Genomic DNA, 21,810 nt, shown 5'->3' with positions numbered 1-21,810 from the left:
GCAGAGTGGTGGCCACGCCCCGTTCGCGGACCGGTGTCAGCTGGCCTCGGAGACCGACTCCTTGGTGGTCTGAGCCGGTAGGGGCTCCTCCTCCACCTCCGGCACGACCTCGCCGCCCAGCACCTTCTTCGCCTTGTCGATGTCCAGCGCCCCCTCCCAACGGGAGACCGCGAAGACGGCGACGCAGTTGCCGAGCAGGTTCGTCACCACGCGCATCGAGTCCATGATCCGGTCCACGCCGAGCAGCAGGGCGACAGCACCGGCGGGGATCGCGCCGAGCGAGGACGCGGTCGCCGACAGGGCGAGGAAGGCGGAGCCGGGGATGCCCGCCATGCCCTTGCTGGTCAGCATGAGCACCAGGACCACGGTGATCTGCTGGCTCAGGCTGAGGTCGACGCCCACGGCCTGGGCGATGAACAGCGTGCCGATGGACAGGTAGAGCGAGGCGCCGTCGAGGTTGAAGGAGTAGCCGGTCGGCAGCACCAGACCCACGGCGTCGTCGCGGGCGCCCGCCTTGCGCAGCTTCTGCATCACGCGCGGCATGACGGACTCGGTGGAGGCGGTGCCGAGCGCGAGCAGCATCTCCTCGCGGATGTAGCGCAGGAACTTCCAGAGGCTGAGCCCGGTGACCACCTTGAGCGCGACGGCGAGCAGCACGATGAAGAGCGCGGCAGCGACGTAGCACAGGATGATCAGCTTGGCGTAGGTCTCGATGACACCGAGGCCGTACTGGCCGATCAGGACGGCCATGGCGCCGAACACCGCGATGGGCGCGAGGCGCATCACGAAGCCGACGATCGCGAAGATGATCTCCTGGGCCTGCTCGATGGCGGGCAGCACCTGGGGGACCTTGGTGTGGCCGAGGTGCAGCAGGGCCGCGCCCACCAGACAGGCCAGGATGAGCACTTGGAGCAGCGAGTTCTCGGCGAAGGCGCCGATGAAACTGGTGGGCAGCGCGTTGACGATGAACTCGGTCGTCGAGGGCAGGTGTCCGCCGCCCGTCTTGGCGTCGACCGCCGCGCTGTTGAGCGTGGACGGGTCGACGTGCATCCCCGAGCCGGGCTGGACGATGTTGGCGGCGAGGAGGCCGATCAGCAGTGCGAGCGTGCTCGCCACCTCGAACCAGATCAGCGCCTTGAGCCCGATCCGGCCGAACGCCTTGAGGTCACCCGCCTTGGCGATGCCGACGACGACCACGCAGAACACCAGCGGCGAGATGATCGTCTTGATGAGCCGGGTGAAGCCGTCGCCGAGCGGCTGGAGATCCGAGGCGAAGTCGGGCCACAGCTTTCCGACGAGGATGCCGAGCACGAGCGCGCAGGCGACCTGCGCGAAGAGAGAGGTACGCAGTATGCGTGCGACGCGTCGCGGCAGGGACGGGACGGACGGCGGCACGGGCACTCCTTGAGCGATGGGGGACGCGCAGAAGCCTGGACGGGACTTCTGCGATACGGAAAGCGGCTTCCGTGCCGATCACTCTGGAGGCGCCGTTGATCTCACACAAGACCGCCGCGTTTCAGCCGCGTAAATCCGGCCCCCGTGTGACGCATCGCACGCAACTCGGCTCAACAGCCGCTGCGGTCCTCGGTGAGCACCCCCTGGACGGTGGTGAGGGAGCGGTCGTAGCAGCCGCCGGAGCTCCTGAGCCGGTAGCGCTCGCTGGTCGTGCCGATCGCGTGGCGCTGGTCGCGCGGGACGTTGATGGTGTACGTCGCGTCGCCCGTGTAGGTGTCGTCGAGCCGTAGCCAGGCGGTCCGTCGGCCCTGGCTCGTCGCCGTGACCTCGGCACGGTCACCGAGCGTCAGTACGGTGCGCAGCCGGTCGCCCGCGCCGACGGTGGTCGTGCCGTCCATCGTGTACGTGCGGTGGGTGTGCGTGGTGCGCGCCGGTCCGCGGCCGTCGACGGTCACCGACTCGTCGTCCGTCCAGGTCGCCTTGAGCGCGTCGGGGTTCTCGCCGTCGGCCCAGCGGTGGACGGAGGTGTTCGCGAGCGAGCGGCGGACGGTGGTGGTGACGCGGCCGTGCGAGGTGTCGACGTACCCCGCGACGGCGAGCCGGTGGTCGCCCTCGGTGTCCACGCGGTGTTCCGAACCGGGGGTGTACGTCGAGGAGTTGGTGAGCTTGCCGCTGTTGTGAGCGGTGAGCTTCCCGGTGACGTGCGTGCGCTGGGCGTCCTGCCAGACGAGGACGTTCACCGGAGTGCTCCAGCCCGACTGCCCCTCGGGAACGCCGACGACCCCGACCTCCAGCCGGTGCGGGCGCCCGTCGTTGAGGATTCCGGCGAACGGTGTCAGGTCGTATTCGATCGGCTTGATGTCGAAGGCGCGGGGCCCCGGAACGACGTACCAGAGAAAGGGATTGGACCAGCCACCGGTCCACACGGTCGGGAACGGGGCCGCGATACCCGCGAGCCGGCCGTCGACCTTGATCTGCACCTCACGGTAGGGGCCGCCCTCGGCCTGGCAGGAGTACGGCGCCTGCGACGGCACCGTCAGGTACCAGTACTCCTCGCAGCCACCGCCGGAGCCGGTGGCGTACACCTCGGCGACGATGCGTTCGCTGTTGCGCGGGGTGGTGAGGATGTCGTCCTTCGGCGTCAGCACACGGTCGGGGACGCTCTGGATGTCCGGCCTGCCCGCGTAGAAGGTCAGGGTCACCTTGACGTCGATGATGCCGGTGTACGTGTCGTCGACGACGTTCCCGATCAGCATCTCGACGTCATGGGTACCGCGGAGGGTGTCGCTGTAGCGTGTGACGTCCTTCTCCACGGACCACTCGATGCCGTCGGGCGACGGCTGCGGTGTGGAGGTACGGAAGACCTCGACCCCGCCGATGTGCACATAGCCCAGCCGGTCGAACTGCCGCCCCTTGACCTTGCCTTCGAGGCGCAGCACGACCTTGCTCCAGCGATCGCCGCAGCCCGTGGGCGGTGTGTAGGTGCCGGTGTACGGGGTGAAGTCGCGGAACTGCGCTTCGGCGAGGGTGACTTGGCAGGACCTGCCGGAGGGCTTCGCGACGGTCGGGGCGGCGGTGACGGGGTCGTGCCAGTCGGTGCCGAACTCGGCGGGCACGTCGGCGGGTTGGACGTGGGCCTGCGCGGACTGGGCCGGCGCCGCCCCGAGCAGTGTGCCCGCCAGGAGGGTCGCTCCCGCGAGCATGGACATGATGATCCGTCTCTTCATGGCGGAGTTCTACGGCGAGTTGGGCATCCCCCGCAATGACGCCTCCCGCAGCGGCCTCATGCCTTCAGGTCGCCCTGTCCCCCATCACCACCACCGGATGCCGGTCCGGATCGAGCGTGCGCAGCAGATACCGCATCGCCGCCCTGGACACGCTGACACAGGCCGAGGTACCGCTGCCGTGGTCCATGTGCAGCCAGATGCCACCGCCTCTGGCGTAACCCCCGGGCCGGGTCTGGTTGTTGGGCGGGGTGCCCTTGACCCGGTTGTAGTCGATGGCGATGACGTAGTCGAAGTCGTGCCAGTACGACCTGGGCCACCAGCGCGGGGCCGCGATGGCGGCGGACCTCGTGTACGGCAGTCCGGCCCCGGGATCGGGGTCTGGGTCGGAGAGCACCCCGCCCGCGTCGCTGAGTGTGAACACGCCTACGGGACTGCGTTGGTCGCCCTCGTGGTGGTCGGTGGTCCAGCCCTTCTTTCCGTTGTGCGCGGGCCAGCTGCGGACACGGTCCCAGCCGGAGCCGCGCCTGGTGTAGAGCACGACGGTGGCGTCCGAGGAGTTCTTCCCGTCGCCGTAGACCGCAACGACCTGGCGGGAGGCGGCGGGGATACGGCGTTGAAGGCGGTCGCCGACGTCGGGGATGCGGGTGTTTTCGGCCTCTCGTCGATCCGCCTTGACTGGGGCTCCGGTGGGTGTGCGGCCGCTGTCCGACGGGCCTGGGCCACCGCACCCGCCCAGGGGGATCAGCAGTGCTCCCAGGACGGTCGTCGTCACCACGGCATGTCGTGCGCCTGCGCCTCGCATCGCTCCATCGTCGCACCGCGGTCCGGAGGAGGCCGATTCAGCGAGCGCAGCCGGTTCTGTTCGCCGCGGCGGAAAACCTGTTGCCTCCGACCACGCTCTGCCGCGAACCTTTCACGGTTTGCAGCCGCCGTGTGCGGCTCCCTCCCATCCCCCTGACACGAGCCACTGGGACGTCACACGTCATGCAGATCCAAGACCTTCCGTATCCCGACCCGGGAGTGCCGGACGCCCGCTCGGGCCCCCGGTTCCTGTGGTGGCTCTTCAGGAACCAGCTGGGCGGACAGCTCAAGTCACTGGCCTGGGGAATGCTGCACTTCCTCTCCGTCTCCGCGCTGCCGTTCTGTGTCGGCGTGGCCGTCCAGGCGGTCGTCGACCACTCCGGGCGCAGGCTCGCCCTCGCCGGCGGCCTGCTCCTGCTGTGCTGCGTCGGCAACGCGCTGGGTGACACCTTCCTGCACCGCACCGCCGTCACCAACTGGATCACGGCCGCCGCGCGCGTCCAGCAGCTCCTGGCCCACAAGGCCTCGAACCTGGGATCGGCGCTGACCCGGCGGGTCGCGGCCGGCGAGGTCGTGGCCGTGTCCACCGGCGACGTCGAGAAGATCGGCTGGTTCGTGGAGGCCTGGTCGCGGTTCACCGCGGCGGCCGTCACCGTCGTCGTGGTCTGCGTCGGACTGGTCTTCTACCAGCCCGCGTTGGGCACGGTGGTCGCCGTGGGCCTGCCGGTCCTGGCCCTCGCGGTGCTGCCCCTGCTGCCCCGGGCGACCCGACGCGCCGACGTCCAGCGGGAGAAGGCGGGCCGCGCCACCGAACTGGCCTCCGACACCGTGGCCGGACTGCGCGTGCTGCGTGGCATCGGCGGCGAGGAGCTCTTCCTCGACCGCTACCGCAGCGCCTCCCAGGAGGTCCGGCACGCGGCCGTACGCAGCGCCCGGATGTGGTCCCTGATCTCCGCGATCCAGGTGCTGCTGCCCGGTCTGCTGCTGATCGCGGTCGTCTGGTACGGCGTCCACCTGGCCCGGCAGGGCCGCGTCGAGATCGGCGAACTGGTCGCCGTCTACAGCTCGGTGATGATCCTGACCTATCCGCTGCGGCACTTCGAGGAGATCGCCATGGCGTACTCCTTCTCTCGGCCCTCGGCCACGCGGGCCGCCAGGGTGCTGTCGCTGGAGCGGGCCACGTCCGCCGAGGGCTCACGGGACACACGGGAAGTGCCCTCCGGGGACCTGTACGACCCGGCCACCGGGCTGCTGGCTCCCTCGGGCCGGCTCACCGCGGTGGTGTGCGGAGACCCGGACGCGGCGGGACTGCTGGCCGAGCGGCTCGGCGGGCACCCCTCGGAGGAGGGCGCCTCGGTGCTGCTGGGCGGGGTGCCGCTGGACGAGCTGCCGCTCGACTCGGCGCGCACCGCGGTCCTCGTCCAGGACAAGGACCCGGTCCTGCTCTCCGGCAGTCTCCGCGAACTCCTCGACGTGCCCGCCTCGGGCCACGTCAACGCCGAGGAGGCGCTCGCGGCCGCGCAGTGTGAGGACGTCCTGGCCGCGCTGGTCCAGGGATCGCTGGGCGTCGAGGACCCGCTGGACGCACGCGTCACCGAACGCGGACGGTCCCTGTCGGGCGGCCAGCGCCAGCGCCTCGCCCTGGCCCGGTCGCTGCTGGCCGACCCGGAGGTGCTCGTCCTGGACGAGCCGACCTCCGCCGTCGACTCGCACACCGAGGCGCGGATCGCCGAGGGCGTCCGGGAGCTGCGCGCCGGGCGCACGACCGTGGTGTTCACTTCCTCACCACTGCTCCTGGACCGCGCCGACCGGGTCGTGCTCGTGCACGAGGGCGAGGTCACGGCGGTGGGCGTGCACCGCGAACTGGTGCACAAGGAACCGCGGTACCGGGCGGTCGTGACCCGCGAGACGGACGGAGAGAGCGCGCTGAACGAACCGAGCGCGCCGGCCGAGCAAGACGTACTGCACGAACTGGAAGAGATCGAGGAGTCAGCATGATCGGCGTGGCGCCACCGGCGTACGACCCGGCAGCACCGACGACGGCGAACACCCTGCCCGTCGGCGCCACCGCGACCGTACGCGCCTACGTGGCCGAACTGTTCCGCCGGCACCGCCGTGCCTTCGTGCTCCTCGTCGGCGTCAACACGGTCTCGGTCGTGGCCTCGATGGTCGGCCCGTGGCTGCTCGGCGACCTCGTGGAGCGGGTGTCGGACGGGGCTCGCGAACTCCATCTGGAGCTGACGGCCGGGCTGTTCGTGGTCGCGCTGGTCGTCCAGGCCGTGTTCGTACGGCAGGTGCGGCTGCGCGGTGCGATGCTCGGCGAGCAGATGCTGGCCGACCTGCGCGAGGACTTCCTCGTACGGTCGGTCGGCCTGCCGCCGGGTGTCCTGGAGCGGGCCGGGACCGGCGATCTGCTGTCCCGGATCACGACGGACATCGACCGGCTCGGCAACGCGATGCGCGAGGCCGTCCCGCAGCTGGCGATCGGTGTGGTCTGGGCGGCCCTGCTGCTCGGCGGACTCGTGATCACGGCACCGCCGCTCGCGGCCGCCGTGCTGCTCGCCCTGCCGCTGCTGGTGGTCGGCTGCCGCTGGTACTTCAAGCGGGCGCCGTCCGCCTACCGCTCGGAGGCCGCCGGGTACGCCGCCGTGGCCGCCGCGCTCGCGGAGACCGTGGACGCCGGACACACCGTCGAGGCGCACCGGCTCGGCGAGCGCCGCATCGAGCTGTCGGAGCGGCGGATCAAGGAGTGGACGGCCTGGGAGCGGTACACGCTGTGGCTGCGGTCGGTGCTCTTCCCGTGCATCAACGTCAGCCACGTGATGATCCTCTCGTCGGTGCTGATGGTCGGCGGGGTGTTCGTCCTCCAGGGCTGGATCTCAGTCGGCCAGCTGACCACGGGCGCGCTCATCGCGCAGATGCTGATCGACCCGGTCGGGCTGATCCTGCGCTGGTACGACGAGCTGCAGGTGGCGCAGGTGTCGCTGGCCCGGCTGGTGGGTGTGCGGGACATCGAGCCGGCCGGCGGGGACACGGAGCTCGCTCCCGAGGGACGGGACGTGCACGCGGACCGGGTGCACTTCGGGTACCTGGAGGGCGTGGACGTCCTGCGCAAGGTGTCCCTGGAGGTCGCACCCGGCACCCGGCTGGCGCTGGTCGGACCCTCGGGTGCCGGCAAGTCCACGTTGGGCCGTCTCCTGGCCGGGATCTACGCGCCCCGGGACGGCCGGATCACCCTCGGCGGCGCCGAGCTGTCCCGGATGCCCGCCGAACGGGTCCGTGAGCATGTGGCCCTCGTCAACCAGGAGCACCACGTCTTCGTGGGCTCCCTGCGCGACAACCTCCTGCTCGCCCGGACGGACGCCACGGACGCCGAGCTCTGGGCGGCGCTCGGCGCGGTCGACGCGGACGGGTGGGCGCGGGCGCTCGACGACGGCCTGGACTCCGAGGTCGGCTCGGGCGGACTGACCGTCACTCCGGCCCAGGCCCAGCAGGTCGCGCTGGCCCGGCTGGTGCTGGCCGACCCGCACACCCTGGTCCTGGACGAGGCGACGTCGCTGCTCGACCCCCGGGCCGCCCGTCACCTGGAACGCTCCCTGGCCCGCGTCCTCGACGGCCGCACGGTGGTCGCCATCGCCCACCGCCTCCACACCGCCCACGACGCGGACGTCATCGCCGTCGTCGAGAACGGCCGCATCAGCGAGCTGGGCAGCCATGACGAACTGGTGACGGCGGACGGGGCCTACGCGGCGCTGTGGAGGTCCTGGCACGGGTGACGGCGGGGCCGCCGGGGGTTCCGGGGGCCGGGTTTCCGGGGCGGGGGTGGTGGCTCGGCGGTGTCGGGAGGCTGGAGCTGAGCTCAGCTGAGCTGCTGGAGGGTCGTGGGCGGGTGACTTAGCTGCGCCGGGGGCGGGGGGCCGGATGGGCTGGGGCTCAGGGCTTGGGTTCGGGTCGGGCTCGGCGGTCGGGCTGGGGGGGGCTTGGCTTGCGGGGGTGGGCTTGGCTTGGGGGGCTTGGCTCGGGCGGGTGGGCTTGGCTCAGGGGCGGGGCTTGGGCTCGGGGCTCAGGCTCGATGGCGCGGGCTCTGCTCAGGGGGCCTGGGCTTGGGCTCGATGGCGCGGGCTCGGCTCAGGGGGCGGGGCCTGGGCTCGGAGCTCAGGGTCGATGGCCCGGGCACGGCACAGCCTGGGCCCGGAGCTCAGGCTCGATGGCCCGGCCACGGCTCAGGGAGCGGAGCCTGGGCTCGGCTCGGGCTTGGGCTCGGGTCGAGCTCGAGCTCGACCAATCGGCCACTCGATGGCTCAGCCACGAGGCCCCTCACCGGCTCGGCGCTCACCGGCCCGATGCCCTCGGGGCCTGGCGGCTCAGCGGCCCGATGCCCTCGCGACCCCGGCAGCTCGATGCCCCGGTCGGCCCAGCCACTCGGCCCCCGCACGACTCGCCCACCGCATTTTCGCCCGGGCCCCTCAAGATCGCCCCAGTACCTGACCGAACTCGCCGGACCCGCTCGCCCCGGCGTCCCGGCCCATCCCCACCGCTCCAGCCAGCGCAGCGCCCCCGTGGCGTTGCGCGGTGCCGAAAGGGGGTGGAAGGCTGGACAGCAGCACCGGCTCTGGGAGCTCCCGCGGACGGCACGGTTCGTCGGCGGGCGCGGCAAGTGCCCCGTGAGGCCGTGGCCCGCCCCGGGCCGCGGGAAGAACGGGTCCGTCCCCTTCACCTGGAGGTACCCGTGGACAGCTCCGACGGATGGGGAGACGACGTCTACCAGCCCGACGGATCCGAGATCCAGGACGACGCGGGTCTGCTCGACGCGGAGGACACCCTGGAGAACGACGGAGTCGGTGACCCCCTCGACCGCGGCTGGTCGCCGCCGGAGAGACCGTGGGCGGTGGAGCACAGCGGTGTGACGGCCGCGGAGCGCCGACAGGGCGAGACTCTGGACCAGCGGCTCGCCGAGGAGCTGCCCGACCTCGCGCCGTCCGGCGGCGACGGCATCGGCGACTGCGACGGCACCGACGGGGAACTCCTGGACAACGAGGTGGGCGCGCTGCGCTCCGGCCGTCTCGTGGCCCCCGACGAAGGGGCCCACGAGGACGAGGAGAGCGCGCTCATCGCCACGGACGTGGGCATCGACGGTGCCGCCGCGTCCGCGGAGGAGGCCGCGATGCACATCGTCGACGAGGAGTAGGTCTCTGCCCTGCCGACCGCCCCGCCCCCACCCCGCCGTCCTTCCCGAGGAGCACCCATGCAGCAGGACAAGCAGCCCGACTACCACCCGGTCGTGTTCCGGGACCGGGCCGCCGGCTACGCCTTCCTGACCCGGTCCACCGCGACCAGCGACCAGACCATCGAGTGGGACGACGGCGAGACCTACCCCGTGGTGGACGTGGAGATCTCCTCCGAGAGTCACCCCTTCTACACCGGCAAGGCGCGAACGGTGGACTCGGAGGGACGGGTCGCCGCCTTCGAGCGGCGGTACGGGGGCGGGACCGCGGGTCAGGGCAGCTGACCGCCGCCGGGACCAGGGTTCCCCGCGCTGCAGGAGCCGCCTGGACGCGGGCGGTGGCTCTGCTGCCGGCCTCAGATGAAGTTCAGCGCCGCCGCGCAGCCCACTCCCCCGAGCAGCATGAAGGCCGGCATCAGCACCTTCAGCTCGACCCAGCTGCCCGCGCGGAACCGCATGGCCTTCGGCGGGCCGATCGGGTACCAGCGCTTGCGGCCCACCGGGATCGGCCACAGGACCGGGCAGCCGGAGACCGTCAGCGCGTCCCCGATGTCGTGCACGAGCGCGCCCAGCACGATCGGCAGCCCCAGCCACAGGTACTCCTGGCCCGGCTGGGTGAGCAGCCAGTCCGAGCCGTTGCCGGGCTTGTCCAGGACACCGGCGATGATCCACGAGCTGGTCGCGGCCAACAGCCAGACCAGGACGTCGGCACTGGAACCGCGCGTCGCCCGCCACAGCAGACCCTCGATGGCCAGCACCATGTGCACGAACAGGATCGCCAGCACCGCCCAACGGCCACCGGTGATCGCCGCCACCGAGGCACCCGCGCCGATCAGCACGGCCCACAGCCAGGTGTGCGTGAGCGTGCGGTGGCCGCCGGAGCGACGCGGGTCGCCCTGCTTCTTGGTGGCCTTGTAGACGGCGTACGAGAGTTTGTCGACGATCTCGCACAGGCCCCGTGAGATCGGCCCGAAGGCCCGCGAGATGGTGGCCGCCTTGTGGTCGAGGTCGGGAGCGAGCGCGGCGCCCGCGCAGATCAGGGCTCCGGCCAGCAGGACGGGCCAGGGCATGGTGTGCCCCGTGGCGGCGGCCGCCGCTCCTACGCCGAGCCAGGCCGCGGCGCCCGACAGCGAGTGTGCTGGTCCCATCATCGGCGTTGCCCGCCCCATTCCTCGTGTTCCACTGTCCAGTTGACAGGCTGCGCTGACGCTCCGTCGGCGACACAGCGTACTGGTCGTGATCTTCCTGCCGACAACCGATTCCCCTATAGGGGAAGACGACAGGCAAGATGGGTCCGTGACCCTCATCGATCAGCTGCCGCCGACCGCCGACCCCGACGCCCTCTACGAAGCCTTCGAGTCGTGGGCCGAGGAACGCGGTCTCACGCTCTACCCCCACCAGGAGGAGGCGCTGATCGAGGTGGTCTCCGGCGCCAACGTGATCGTGTCGACGCCCACCGGCTCCGGCAAGAGCATGATCGCCGCGGGTGCGCACTTCGCCGCCCTCGCCCGCGACGAGGTCACCTTCTACACCGCGCCCATCAAGGCCCTGGTGTCGGAGAAGTTCTTCGAACTCTGCAAGATGTTCGGCACCGAGAACGTCGGCATGCTGACCGGTGACGCGTCCGTCAACGCCGACGCGCCCGTCATCTGCTGCACCGCCGAGGTGCTCGCGTCGATCGCGCTGCGCGACGGCAAGCAGGCGGACGTCGGCCAGGTGGTCATGGACGAGTTCCACTTCTACGCCGAGGCGGACCGCGGCTGGGCCTGGCAGATCCCGATCCTGGAGCTCCCGCAGGCGCAGTTCGTCCTGATGTCGGCCACGCTCGGCGACGTCTCGATGTTCGAGAAGGACCTCACCCGGCGCACCGGCCGGCCGACGTCGGTGGTCCGCTCGGCGACCCGCCCGGTCCCGCTCTCCTACGAGTACAAGCTCACTCCGCTCACCGAGACCCTGACGGAACTCCTGGAGACCAGGCAGGCGCCCGTCTACATCGTGCACTTCACGCAGGCGCAGGCCGTGGAGCGGGCGCAGGCGCTGATGAGCATCAACATGTGCTCGCGCGAGGAGAAGGACCAGATCGCCGAGCTGATCGGCAACTTCCGCTTCACCACCAAGTTCGGCCGCAACCTCTCCCGTTACGTGCGGCACGGCATCGGGGTCCATCACGCCGGCATGCTGCCCAAGTACCGGCGGCTGGTGGAGAAGCTCGCCCAGGCCGGTCTGCTGAAGGTCATCTGCGGCACGGACACCCTCGGCGTCGGGGTCAACGTGCCCATCCGCACGGTGCTGTTCACGGCGCTGACCAAGTACGACGGCAACCGTGTCCGTACCCTGCGCGCCCGGGAGTTCCACCAGATCGCGGGCCGCGCAGGCCGGGCCGGCTTCGACACGGCGGGCTTCGTCGTCGCCCAGGCTCCCGAGCACGTGATCGAGAACGAGAAGGCGCTCGCGAAGGCCGGCGACGACCCGAAGAAGCGCCGCAAGGTGGTCCGCAAGAAGGCGCCCGAGGGCTTCGTCGGCTGGACGGACAACACCTTCGAGAAGCTGATCGCCTCCGAGCCGGAGCCGCTGACCTCCCGGTTCCGGGTGACCCACACCATGCTGCTCTCGGTGATCGCCCGTCCGGGCAACGCCTTCGAGGCGATGCGGCACCTCCTGGAGGACAACCACGAGCCGCGCAAGCAGCAGCTGCGGCACATCCGGCGGGCGATCGCCATCTACCGTTCGCTGCTGGACGGCGGCATCGTCGAGAAGCTCGACGAGCCCGACGCCAGCGGCCGGATCGTCCGCCTCACCGTGGACCTCCAACAGGACTTCGCGCTCAACCAGCCGCTGTCCACGTTCGCGCTCGCCGCGTTCGAGCTGCTCGACCCCGAATCGCCGTCCTACGCCCTGGACATGGTGTCCGTGGTGGAGTCCACCCTTGACGACCCCCGGCAGATCCTCGTCGCCCAGCTGAACAAGGCGAAGGGCGAGGCGGTGGCCGCGATGAAGGCGGACGGCGTCGAGTACGAGGAGCGCATGGAGCGCCTCCAGGACGTCTCGTACCCGAAGCCCCTGGAGGAGCTGCTCTTCCACGCGTACAACACCTACCGCAAGAGCCATCCCTGGGTCGGCGACCATCCGCTCTCCCCGAAGTCCGTCATCCGTGACATGTACGAACGGGCCATGTCCTTCACGGAGTTGGTGTCCTTCTACGAGCTGGCCCGCACCGAGGGCATTGTCCTGCGCTACCTCGCCAGTGCCTACAAGGCGCTCGACCACAACATCCCGGACGACCTCAAGTCCGAGGATCTGCAGGACCTGATCGAGTGGCTCGGCGAGACGGTCCGTCAGGTCGACTCCAGCCTGCTCGACGAGTGGGAGCAGCTCGCCAACCCGGAGGAGATGACCGCCGAGGAGGCCCAGGAGAGGGCCGACGAGGTCAAGCCGGTCACCACCAACGCACGCGCCTTCCGGGTCCTGGTCCGCAACGCCCTGTTCCGGCGCGTCGAACTCGCCGCCCTGGACCATGTCGAGGAGCTCGGCGAGATGGACGCCGAGGCCGGCTGGGACGCCGACGCGTGGGGCGAGGCGATGGACAAGTACTGGGACGAGTACGACGACCTCGGCACCGGCCCTGACGCCCGCGGCCCCAAGCTGCTGCGCATCGAGGAGGAGCCGCAGCACAAGCTGTGGCGCGTCCGGCAGACCTTCGCCGATCCGAACGGCGACCATGACTGGGGCATCAGCGCGGAGGTCGACCTCGCCGCCTCCGACGCGGAGGGCCGCGCGGTCGTCCGGGTCACCAACGTCGGCCAGTTGTGAACCAAGGAGAATCCCAGCCATGACCAACCCGGCCGAGAGGCTCGTCGACCTGCTCGACCTGGAGCAGATCGAGGTCAACATCTTCCGTGGCCGAAGCCCGCAGGAGTCCCTCCAGCGGGTCTTCGGCGGCCAGGTGGCGGGCCAGGCGCTGATCGCCGCCGCCCGCACCACGGAGGGCGACCGTCCGGTGCATTCGCTGCATGCGTACTTCCTGCGCCCGGGCCGCCCCGGTGTGCCGATCGTGTACCAGGTCGAGCGGGTGCGGGACGGACGGTCCTTCACCACCCGCCGGGTCACCGCAGTGCAGCAGGGCCGCACGATCTTCAATCTCACCGCCTCCTTTCACAAGCCTGAGGAAGGTCCCTTCGAGCACCAGCTGCCGCCCGCCCGCAAGATCCCTGACCCGGAGTCCCTGCCGCGGGTCGGGGACGAGATCCGGGAGCATCTGGGCGAGCTGCCGGAGCAGTTGGAGCGGATGGCGCGTCGCCAGCCCTTCGACATCCGGTACGTGGACCGGTTGCGCTGGACCGCCGAGGAGGTCCAGGACGCCGAGCCGCGCAGCGCGGTGTGGATGCGCGCGGTCGGACCGCTCGGCGACGATCCGGTCGTGCACACCTGCGCGCTGACCTACGCCAGCGACATGACCCTCCTGGACGCCGTCCGTCTTCCGGTCCAGCCCCTGTGGGGCCCGCGGACCTTCGACATCGCGTCGCTGGACCACGCCATGTGGTTCCACCGGCCGTTCCGTGCGGACGAGTGGTTCCTGTACGACCAGGAGTCGCCGATCGCGACGGGCGGCCGCGGGCTCGCCCGCGGCCGGATCTACGACCTGGAGGGACGCCTGCTGGTGTCCGTCGTCCAGGAGGGGTTGTTCCGGGCGCTGTAATCAGGCGCTTCTGCGCCGGAGCCAGCCCAGCAGGCCGCGAGCCGGTTCCGCCTGAGGTGGCGGCGGGTCCTGCGGCTGGACGGAGGGGGTCCGCCGGGCTGTGGGTCGTGGCGCGGGCCTCAGGCTTCGGGCGTCCTCCAGGACGCGGGTCAGCTCGGCCCTCAGCCAGTCGGTCTCGTCCGGGTGGTCCGCCGTCATGATCTTCTCGATGAGGTGAGCGGCGGGCGTGCCCTGCGTCCCGTGGGCGGGCGGTCCCGGCCGGAAGCGGAGCAGGTGGGACCGCTCGTAGGGGTCGGGGACGAGCTCCGAGATCTGGACGGGGTCGAGGAAGGCGGCCAGTACTCCGGCGCTCTCCCAGGGGTCTTCGGCGAGGCGCAGGAGGAATCCGCGGTGGCGGTGGCGCCAGTTGCGGGCCCGGAGGTCCACACCCGTGTCCAGCAGGTCGCGCAGTTCCTCGGGCATGCGCCGTGCCGTCAGCAGCGGGGTGTTCTCCTCCACTGTCGTGAACTGCTCCAGTTCCTCGGCCAGATACAGCCACACCACGGCCCGGTACCGGTTCAGGTAGAAGCGCACCGGCGAGTACAGACCGAGCCGGGCCAGACGGGTGAACCTGCCGACGGGGACGTCCATGACCTGCGCGCCCTCGGTGGTGCCCACCAGGCGCACGCGACGGCGCAGCGAGTCGGGAAAGCCGTCCGTCGCCCGGAGACGGTCGATCTCGGAGCCGGTGACCCGCCGGCCCCCACCTCCCTCGTCGGGGACGGTCCGGATCTGTCCGAGGTGCACGGCGAGGTCGAACTCGCTGCGTTTGAGGCCCAGTTCCCGCGCTGCGCGGCTCGGTGTGCAGGAATGCCGCTGGAGTTGGGTGATTGTGTTGCCCGACATCTTCGCTCCCCCGTGGAGTCGTCGCTCACGCTGTGTGCGCTCGCCGTGACAGAAACCGTAGCCGGTGGGGCGAGAAGCGTGACGGGCCTGTGGATAACTCCACGAGCGACGAAGAACCAGCAGGTCAGAGCTCGGACGCCGGGCTCCGCTCGGGTAGGCGGGCGTCCACGTCGAGGTGCTCGCCGACGCGGTTGACGAGGAGTGTCATCTCGTAGGCGATCTGACCGATGTCGGCGTCCGAGCCGCTGAGCACGCACAGGCAGCTGCCGGTGCCCGCAGCGGTGACGAACAGCACCGCGTCGTCGAACTCGATCATCGTCTGCCGTACCCGGCCCGCGCCGAAGTGCCGCCCCGAGCCCTTGGCCAGGCTGTGCAGTCCGGACGATACGGCGGCGAGGTGTTCCGCGTCCTCGCGGCGCAGGCCTGTGCTGGCGCCCGTCACCAGGCCGTCGTTGGACAGCACCAGCGCGTGCCGCACATGGTCGACGCGCTCGGTCAGGTCGTCCAGCAGCCAGCCGAGGCCCTGCTTCTCCGGCATGTGTCCCGTCTCCCCGTGTGACGTCTCCTCCTGCCCGGAGGATCTCCCCCCGCAAGCCTTCCCCAGGACCGTCAACGGGGCAAGGAGAATGGGGACATGGCAGAGAAGATGACCGATGAGGAATGGCGGGAGTTCGTCTCGCACGGCACCCGTACCGGCAAGTTGGCGACCGTACGGGCCGACGGGAGTCCGCATGTGGCGCCGATCTGGTTCGTGCTCGACGGCGACGACATGGTGTTCAACACCGGCAAGGCCACCGTCAAGGGGCGCAACCTGGCGCGGGACGGGCGTATCGCCCTGTGCGTGGACGACGACCGGCCGCCGTTCGACTTTGTGGTGCTGCAGGGCCGGGCCCGGATATCGGAGGATCTCGACGAGGTCCGGCACTGGGCCGGCCGGATAGGGGCGCGCTACATGGGCGAGGAGCGGGCCGAGGAGTTCGGCGCCCGCAACGGCGTCCCCGGGGAACTCCTCGTCCGCGTGACGATCGACAAGGTGCTGGCGCAGAAGCGCATGGCCGACTGATGTACCGGGGGGCGGTCAGCCCACCGAGTCGAGCAGCCGGGCGGTGTGCATCCGCCCGGCGTACTCCACCAGCCGGATCAGCACCTCCTTCCCCGAGTCACGGTCCCGTGCGTCACACAGCACCACGGGGGTGCCCTGGTCGAGGTCGAGTGCGCGGGAGACGTCGTGGGCGCCGTAAGTCCGGGCCCCGGAGAAGCAGTTGACGGCCACCACGAACGGGATGTGCCGGTGCTCGAAGTAGTCCACGGCCGGGAAGCAGTCCTCCAGGCGCCGGGTGTCGGCGAGGACGACGGCGCCCAGGGCCCCTTGCGACAGTTCGTCCCACAGGAACCAGAAGCGGTCCTGGCCCGGGGTTCCGAAGAGGTAGAGGGACAGGCCGGAGCGGATGGTGATGCGGCCGAAGTCCATGGCGACCGTCGTGGTGACCTTCTGGTCCACGCCGTCGGTGTCGTCCACCAACTGACCGGCCTCGCTGAGCAGTTCCTCGGTGCGCAGCGGCCTGATCTCGCTGACCGCGCCCACCAGGGTGGTCTTGCCCACGCCGAAACCGCCGGCGACCAGTATCTTCAGCGCGAGGGCGGTCGTGTCGCCGTCCTGGACGTCGGAGTTCTCGGAGACCATCGTTCACTTCTCTCGGGAGGGCCGGCAACGGGCGGCGACGTCAATCAGGGGCCGCGAAATCAGCATCATGGCAACTGAAGCTCCCCTTCGGGGGATTGGACCGCTTATTGCCCGGTTCTGAACGTTCATCTACAGTGCCCGAAGCCCTTCGATCACCTCGCGCAGAATCCGTTCGTCAGGCAGTTGCGCCGGGGGCACCGGGCGGCTGACGGTGACGCAGCCGAGTTCCAGGAGGTCGCCCAGGAGCACCCTGACCACCCCCACGGGCAGGTCGGCGCCCGCGGAGAGCTCCGCCACCGACTGCGTCTCCGTACGGCACAGGTCGATCAGGGCCCGGTGCTCCGGCCCCAACGCGGTGTCCTCGCCGGGTCCGGGCGCGCCCACGTCCAGGGTGACGAGGGCGATCAGGTCGAAACGCACCCCGGTGGGGCCGGGCTTGGTGCGTCCGCCCGTCATCGCGTAGGGGCGGACGAGGGGTCCTGCCTCGCCGTCGTACCACTGGCTGCCCGGTTCGTGCGGGGTGCCCGCCATGTCCTCGGTCATGCGTACCGACCGTCCTTCTTCCTCATCCGGCGGCAGGCGGCCGCGCGCCCACGCGCGGCGGCGTGTAGAGGTGCTCGCCGACCCGTTTGACCAGCCGTGCCATCTCGTAGGCGACCAGACCTATGTCCGCGGTGACGGCGGTGAGGACGGCGAGACAGGAGCCGTCTCCCGCGGCGGCCACGAAGAGGAAGCCGTCGTCCATCTCGACCATCGTCTGGCGCACTCCTCCGGCCCCGAAGTGCCGACCCGCGCCCTTGGCCAGGCTGTGGAAACCGGAGGAGACCGCGGCGAGGTGTTCCGCGTCCTCGCGGCGCAGATCCGTCGAGGCACCCACGGCGAGGCCGTCGTTGGAGAGCACCACGGCATGCCGTACCTCGCTCACGCGCAGTACCAGGTCGTCCAGCAGCCAGTCGAGTTCACCGGACCTCTGGGCGGCCCTCATGCTCGGATCCTGGATCATCCTCGGTCTCCTTCGCTGCTGTCTCTGCCCGCTGGGGCTTCTGGGGTGGCACCACGGCCGGGCTGCCTGCCGCCCCCGCGCGCCCAGCCCTCCCGGTACGCGGCCATCCGGTCCCGTACGACCTCGGGTGTACGGCCGTCGTCGTCCCGGCGTGCGGCTGCCGGGGCCGGTTCCTCGGAGCGCTGCTCGCGCAGCTGGGGAGCGAGGTGCGACTGCCGTACCCGGCGGGGGAGGTCGTCGGACTCCTCGGGCTCGTCGGGCGGGCGATGCAGACGCAAGGCGGTGACTCCCTGGGGCGGTGTGTCGGCCGCTCTCCCGTCGGCCGCGGCGGTCAGGGGGGCCACCAGGGCGGGCCGCTCGGCCGGGGCGGGGACGGAGTCCGGGTCCCGTTCGGCGGCGGGCACGCGCGCGTACTCGCGTTCCGTGAGCCGTTCCCGGTCCGCGGTCTTGGCGGGGGAACGTTCCGCCGCCTTGATGTGCAGCAGCGCCGTGGGCAGCAGGACGACAGCGGTGGTGCCGCCGTAGGGCGAGGTGCGCAGGTGAACCTTGATGCCGTGCCGGGCCGCGAGCCTGCTGACCACGAACAGGCCGAGCCGGTCGCTGTCGAACAGGTCGAGCGCCTCGGACTGCTCGATGCGGCGGTTGGCCTCCGCGAGGGTCTCCTTGCCCATGCCGAGGCCACGGTCCTCGACCTCGACGGCGTAGCCGTTGCCGACGGGTTCGCCGGTGACGCGCACGCGCGTGTGGGGTGGGGAGAACTGGGCGGCGTTCTCGATGATCTCGGCGAGCAGGTGGGTGAGGTCGGCGACCGCTCCGCCCACGACGGACGCGTCGGGCAGCTGGCGTACCTCCACGCGCGCGTAGTCCTCGACCTCGGAGACGGCCGCGCGGACCACGTTGGTCAGCGACACCGGCATGCGCCAGGCTCGGCCGGGTGCCGCTCCGGAGAGGATGATCAGGCTCTCCGCGTGACGGCGCATGCGGGTGGTGAGGTGGTCGAGCCGGAAGAGGTCGCTCAGTTCGTTCGGGTCGTCGGAGCGGCGTTCCATGCTGTCCAGCAGGCTCAGCTGGCGGTGGACGAGGATCTGGCTGCGGCGGGCGAGGTTGACGAAGACCCCGGAGATGCCGCTGGCGAGTTCGGCGCGCTCCACCGCGGCCCGCAGCGCGGCGCGGTGCACCGTGCCCAGGGCCTCGGCGACCTGGCCGGCCTCGTCCTCCGCGGGAGGTCCGGGCGGGGCCTCGGACCGGACGTCGATCTCGTCGCCGGCGCGCAGCCTCTCCATGGCCTCGGGGAGTTTGCGGCGGGCGATCTCGAGGGCGCTGTTGCGCAGGCTCACGAGCTCGACGACGAGGCCGCGTCCAATGCGCACCGAGATGACGAGCGAGGCGGCGACGGCGATCAGGCCGAGCAGGACCGCGGCGCCCGCCGGGGTGAGCAGGCCCCGGGTGAACGGGTCGGCACGGTCGGCCACACCGCTTCCCGCGGCCTGTTCGACGGTCCGCATGCCGCTCTGCACACGCGTGTGTGCCGCCTGCCAGGTGGCCTCGGGCGTGGACTCGACGGCACGGACGCCGGGGGCGGCGGCGAGCACTCGGTCCTCGGCGGCGGTCACGGTGGCGTAGGCGCGGCTGTCGGCGACCTTCTGCCAGGCCGCGCCGTCGGAGCCGCGCAGGTCGGAAACGGCGCCCTCGGTGAGCGCCCGGCGGGTGTCGACGGCTCCGGTGAACAGCCGCAGCCGCTCGCCGGCCAGGACGCCCGCAAGGCGTGCGCTCGCCAGTACGACGTCCTCCTGGGCCAGCGACTCGCCCGCGCGGGAGAACTCCAGCAGCACGCGCGCGTCGGAGCCGAGCTCGGCGTCCTGGATGCCGGTGAGGGCGCCGCCCACCGCGAAGGCGCCGGCGATGGTCCTGGTGTAGCGGCCGTAGGTCTCGTCCCATCCGGCGCTGCGGTCCAGCACGGCGGCGCGCAGGGGCCGCAGTCGCTCGACACCGGTCACGAAGGACTCGAGCCGCTGGGCCACGCCTGAGGGCAGTTCCTCGCTGTCGGCGACGGTGTTGTCGTCGCCGAGCCGCAGCCGTGCGACGGCCTGGTCGGTGCGCGCGGCGAGGGTACGGAGGCCGTCGCTCGGCGCGGCGGTCGGATCGGTCGCGTGGCGGACCGCGGCGGCACGTTCCGCCTGGAGCGCGGTCACGGCGTCGGCGACGGGAGAGCGGACGGTGTCGTCCACGCGCTGCAACTGCCGCAGCCGTGAGACGTCCTGGGCGGTGCTGACGGTGGCGTACGCCCACAGGGCTAGCAGCGAGACGACGGGCACCATGAGCAGGCAGACGATCTTGGCGCGGACCGTGCGGGGGCGTATCCGCCAGTGTCCCGCGCGCGTGGGTATGTCCTCCGGTGCCGGGCCGGCGGGATCGTCCGGGCTTTCGTCGGCCGGTGGTCCGGCATGTGCGCGACGGCCGCGCGCGGGTGTCTGGAACGGCGTCTCGGCGCCTGCTGTGGGGGTCCTACGCGGTGTACGCATGGCCTCCTCGCTCGGGAGTGGTTCGGGGTGTGTCGTCGGGGCCGTCCGGAGCTCGGGTCCGCGGCCATGGGACACCGCGGCTATGAGGGGACGCTCTCGACCGCGCGCTGGGCCGAGGCGGTGGCCTCGCGCTCTCCTGTCGTGGGCGACAGCGCGACGAAGGCCGAGGTCAGGAACAGGTAGGAGCCAAGTCCGACGGCGAGCGGGAAGATGAACTGCATCGCCGTGGCGCCGGGCAGGACCTCGCCGGAGGGCGCGACCCGCACGCTCACCGCGAACATCCCGGTGTAGTGCATGCTGCTGACCGCGGCGCCCATGATGATCGAGGCGATCGTCACGGCGACGGGCGACTTGATGTTGAGCGCCGCCCACAGGGCCGCCGTCGCCGCGACGACGGCGATGAGGACGGAGAGTCCGACGAGGACGGGGTCGTAGTCGATGCCGCCGTGCAGCCGTACGGCGGCCATGCCCAGGTAGTGCATGCTCGCCACGCCGAGGCCTGTGGTGAGTCCGCCCACGAAGAGTGCGCGGACTCGGTCATGACCGTAGCCGACCGCGAAGACGCCCGCGGAGACGACGACCATGGCGACCAGGAGGCTCGCGATGGTCAGGGGTACGTCGTAGCGGATGTCGGTTCCGCTGACGCTGAAGCCGAGCATGGCCACGAAGTGCATGGTCCAGATGCCGGTGCCGATAGCCGAGGCCGCGGTGATGAGCCAGTTGCGGCGCGAGCGTCCGGTGGCCCCGAGCGCGCGCACGGTGCAGCGCAGGCCGAGTGCGGCGCCGATACAGGCCATGGCGTAGGAGAGGGCGGGCGTCAGCCAGCCCAGTGCTGCGTGGTCCAGGTGTCCCATGGCCAAGGGACGCTAGTCGGGGCAGGGGCGCACGAAGAGGGCGCATTTCGAAAGGTGTTGGAATATGACGCAGAGATGCATCTGAACGATCGCGGCACGCTCGAACGTGCGCGCCGGGGATTCATCCGTGTCGGTGAGGGATCATGCGGAACATGAGCGACGACCACACACATGTCCAGGAGTTCTTCTCGGCCCGCGCCGCCGACTGGGACAGGAAGTTCCCGGACGACGGCCCCGCCTACGCCGCCGCGGTCGCGGAACTCGGACTGCGGGAGGGCGACCGTGTCCTGGACGCGGGCTGCGGCACCGGACGGGCCCTGCCGCCCCTGCGTACGGCCGTGGGGCCCTCCGGAGTGGTCCTCGGGGTCGATCTGACCCCGGCCATGCTGCGGGAGGCCGTACGGGCCGGGAGGGACCGGGACGGGCGGTTGCTGCTCGCCGACGTGGCCGCGCTGCCGTTGCGCGCCCAATCACTCGACGCCGTCTTCGGCGCGGGCCTGATCTCCCATCTGCCCCGACCGGCCGACAATCTGCGCGAGTTGGCCCGGGTGGTGCGGCCCGGTGGTGTCCTGGCCCTGTTCCACCCGATCGGCAGGGCGGCGCTCGCCGCGCGCCAGGGACGGCAGATCACCCCGGAGGACCTGCGCGCGGAGCCCAATCTCCGCCCGCTGCTGGCCGGTTCGGGATGGCGCATGACGTCGTACGTCGACGAGGACGCCCGATTCCTGGCGCTCGCCGTCCGTGAGGGCTGACCGCGCTCACTCGAACATGGTGTGGTGGTCGGCATCGGGGACGATCACCACGCGCACGCCCGCGGGGAACCGGCCTTTCGAGCACGCGCGTGTGGACGCCTGCCACGAAATCGTCCTGCTCGTAGGCGTCGATCCACTTACCGCCCGCCGCAGGAGACTTGCTCGGGCCTGAGATGCGCGAGCACGAGCGTGACCGACCCGCCCACG

The 21,810-nt window shown here is 71.1% G+C and carries 19 protein-coding genes; 8 read left to right on the top strand and 11 right to left on the bottom strand.

The annotated features are described in order from the left end of the window. Positions 1-36 precede the first annotated feature (36 nt). From AB0D34_RS00360 to AB0D34_RS00350, 3 genes are all read right to left on the bottom strand, one after another. Complete coding sequence (locus AB0D34_RS00360) at positions 37-1,395, bottom strand: cation:dicarboxylase symporter family transporter (RefSeq protein WP_362654173.1); 1,359 nt, start codon at positions 1,393-1,395, stop codon at positions 37-39. A 170-nt stretch (positions 1,396-1,565) separates the two neighbouring features. Then, positions 1,566-3,182: a peptide-N4-asparagine amidase gene (locus AB0D34_RS00355; RefSeq protein WP_362654170.1), complete on the bottom strand. Its 1,617-nt coding sequence runs from the start codon at positions 3,180-3,182 to the stop codon at positions 1,566-1,568. 64 nt (positions 3,183-3,246) lie between these two features. After that, positions 3,247-3,984 (bottom strand): hypothetical protein, encoded by a 738-nt coding sequence (locus AB0D34_RS00350; protein ID WP_362654167.1) that lies wholly within the window; start codon positions 3,982-3,984, stop codon positions 3,247-3,249. A gap of 182 nt (positions 3,985-4,166) precedes the next feature. Here AB0D34_RS00350 and AB0D34_RS00345 point away from each other — a divergent pair, with 182 nt between their 5' ends. The 4 genes from AB0D34_RS00345 (at position 4,167) to AB0D34_RS00330 (ending at position 9,492) form a co-directional block, all read left to right on the top strand. Then, positions 4,167-5,981, top strand: coding sequence for an ABC transporter ATP-binding protein (locus AB0D34_RS00345; protein ID WP_362654164.1), 1,815 nt, complete (start codon positions 4,167-4,169; stop codon positions 5,979-5,981). Then, on the top strand, positions 5,978-7,759 hold the full coding sequence (locus AB0D34_RS00340; protein ID WP_362654161.1) for an ABC transporter ATP-binding protein: 1,782 nt from the start codon (positions 5,978-5,980) through the stop codon (positions 7,757-7,759). Before AB0D34_RS00345 ends, AB0D34_RS00340 begins: the two co-directional genes overlap by 4 nt. Before the next feature lie 953 nt (positions 7,760-8,712). Beyond that, positions 8,713-9,171, top strand: coding sequence for a DUF5709 domain-containing protein (locus tag AB0D34_RS00335; RefSeq protein WP_362654158.1), 459 nt, complete (start codon positions 8,713-8,715; stop codon positions 9,169-9,171). 57 nt (positions 9,172-9,228) lie between these two features. Next, positions 9,229-9,492, top strand: a complete 264-nt coding sequence (locus AB0D34_RS00330; protein WP_362654155.1) for a type B 50S ribosomal protein L31 — start codon at positions 9,229-9,231, stop codon at positions 9,490-9,492. 71 nt (positions 9,493-9,563) lie between these two features. Here AB0D34_RS00330 and AB0D34_RS00325 read toward each other — a convergent pair whose 3' ends face one another. Next, on the bottom strand, positions 9,564-10,358 hold the full coding sequence (locus AB0D34_RS00325) for a metal-dependent hydrolase (protein WP_362654152.1): 795 nt from the start codon (positions 10,356-10,358) through the stop codon (positions 9,564-9,566). A gap of 145 nt (positions 10,359-10,503) precedes the next feature. Between AB0D34_RS00325 and AB0D34_RS00320 the strand changes: the two genes are divergently transcribed. Then, positions 10,504-13,017 carry a DUF3516 domain-containing protein gene (locus AB0D34_RS00320; protein ID WP_362654149.1) on the top strand — a complete coding sequence of 838 codons (2,514 nt, stop codon included), beginning with the start codon at positions 10,504-10,506 and terminating at the stop codon, positions 13,015-13,017. Positions 13,018-13,036: 19 nt separating this feature from the next. Then, a complete protein-coding gene (locus tag AB0D34_RS00315) occupies positions 13,037-13,903 on the top strand; it encodes an acyl-CoA thioesterase II (protein ID WP_362654146.1) in 867 nt (288 codons plus the stop codon). Here the strand turns inward: AB0D34_RS00315 and AB0D34_RS00310 are convergent, their stop codons facing one another. Continuing rightward, entirely contained in the window at positions 13,904-14,788 is an 885-nt protein-coding gene (locus AB0D34_RS00310; RefSeq protein WP_362654143.1) for a DUF6397 family protein, read from the bottom strand. A gap of 124 nt (positions 14,789-14,912) precedes the next feature. Continuing rightward, on the bottom strand, positions 14,913-15,326 hold the full coding sequence (locus AB0D34_RS00305; protein WP_362654140.1) for a roadblock/LC7 domain-containing protein: 414 nt from the start codon (positions 15,324-15,326) through the stop codon (positions 14,913-14,915). 96 nt (positions 15,327-15,422) lie between these two features. Here AB0D34_RS00305 and AB0D34_RS00300 point away from each other — a divergent pair, with 96 nt between their 5' ends. Continuing rightward, positions 15,423-15,851, top strand: a complete 429-nt coding sequence (locus AB0D34_RS00300; RefSeq protein ID WP_362654137.1) for a PPOX class F420-dependent oxidoreductase — start codon at positions 15,423-15,425, stop codon at positions 15,849-15,851. Positions 15,852-15,866: 15 nt separating this feature from the next. Here the strand turns inward: AB0D34_RS00300 and AB0D34_RS00295 are convergent, their stop codons facing one another. From AB0D34_RS00295 to AB0D34_RS00275, 5 genes are all read right to left on the bottom strand, one after another. Beyond that, positions 15,867-16,472 (bottom strand): ATP/GTP-binding protein, encoded by a 606-nt coding sequence (locus tag AB0D34_RS00295; RefSeq protein ID WP_362654134.1) that lies wholly within the window; start codon positions 16,470-16,472, stop codon positions 15,867-15,869. A gap of 129 nt (positions 16,473-16,601) precedes the next feature. After that, positions 16,602-17,015 (bottom strand): DUF742 domain-containing protein, encoded by a 414-nt coding sequence (locus AB0D34_RS00290; protein WP_362654131.1) that lies wholly within the window; start codon positions 17,013-17,015, stop codon positions 16,602-16,604. 22 nt (positions 17,016-17,037) lie between these two features. Continuing rightward, positions 17,038-17,475, bottom strand: coding sequence for a roadblock/LC7 domain-containing protein (locus AB0D34_RS00285; RefSeq protein ID WP_164425671.1), 438 nt, complete (start codon positions 17,473-17,475; stop codon positions 17,038-17,040). Next, entirely contained in the window at positions 17,472-19,997 is a 2,526-nt protein-coding gene (locus AB0D34_RS00280) for a nitrate- and nitrite sensing domain-containing protein (RefSeq protein WP_362654128.1), read from the bottom strand. Before AB0D34_RS00280 ends, AB0D34_RS00285 begins: the two co-directional genes overlap by 4 nt. Positions 19,998-20,077: 80 nt before the next feature. Then, the gene (locus AB0D34_RS00275) at positions 20,078-20,851 is read right to left on the bottom strand and encodes an MHYT domain-containing protein (protein ID WP_362654125.1); all 774 of its coding nucleotides are present in this window, start codon (positions 20,849-20,851) and stop codon (positions 20,078-20,080) included. A gap of 152 nt (positions 20,852-21,003) precedes the next feature. Between AB0D34_RS00275 and AB0D34_RS00270 the strand changes: the two genes are divergently transcribed. Beyond that, a complete protein-coding gene (locus AB0D34_RS00270) occupies positions 21,004-21,603 on the top strand; it encodes a class I SAM-dependent methyltransferase (RefSeq protein WP_362654122.1) in 600 nt (199 codons plus the stop codon). Positions 21,604-21,810: the final 207 nt, after the last annotated feature.

It is taken from the genome of Streptomyces sp. NPDC048420, from assembly GCF_040651535.1.
GTDB lineage: Bacteria > Actinomycetota > Actinomycetes > Streptomycetales > Streptomycetaceae > Streptomyces.
This window is presented reverse-complemented; position numbering and strand designations above follow the sequence as displayed.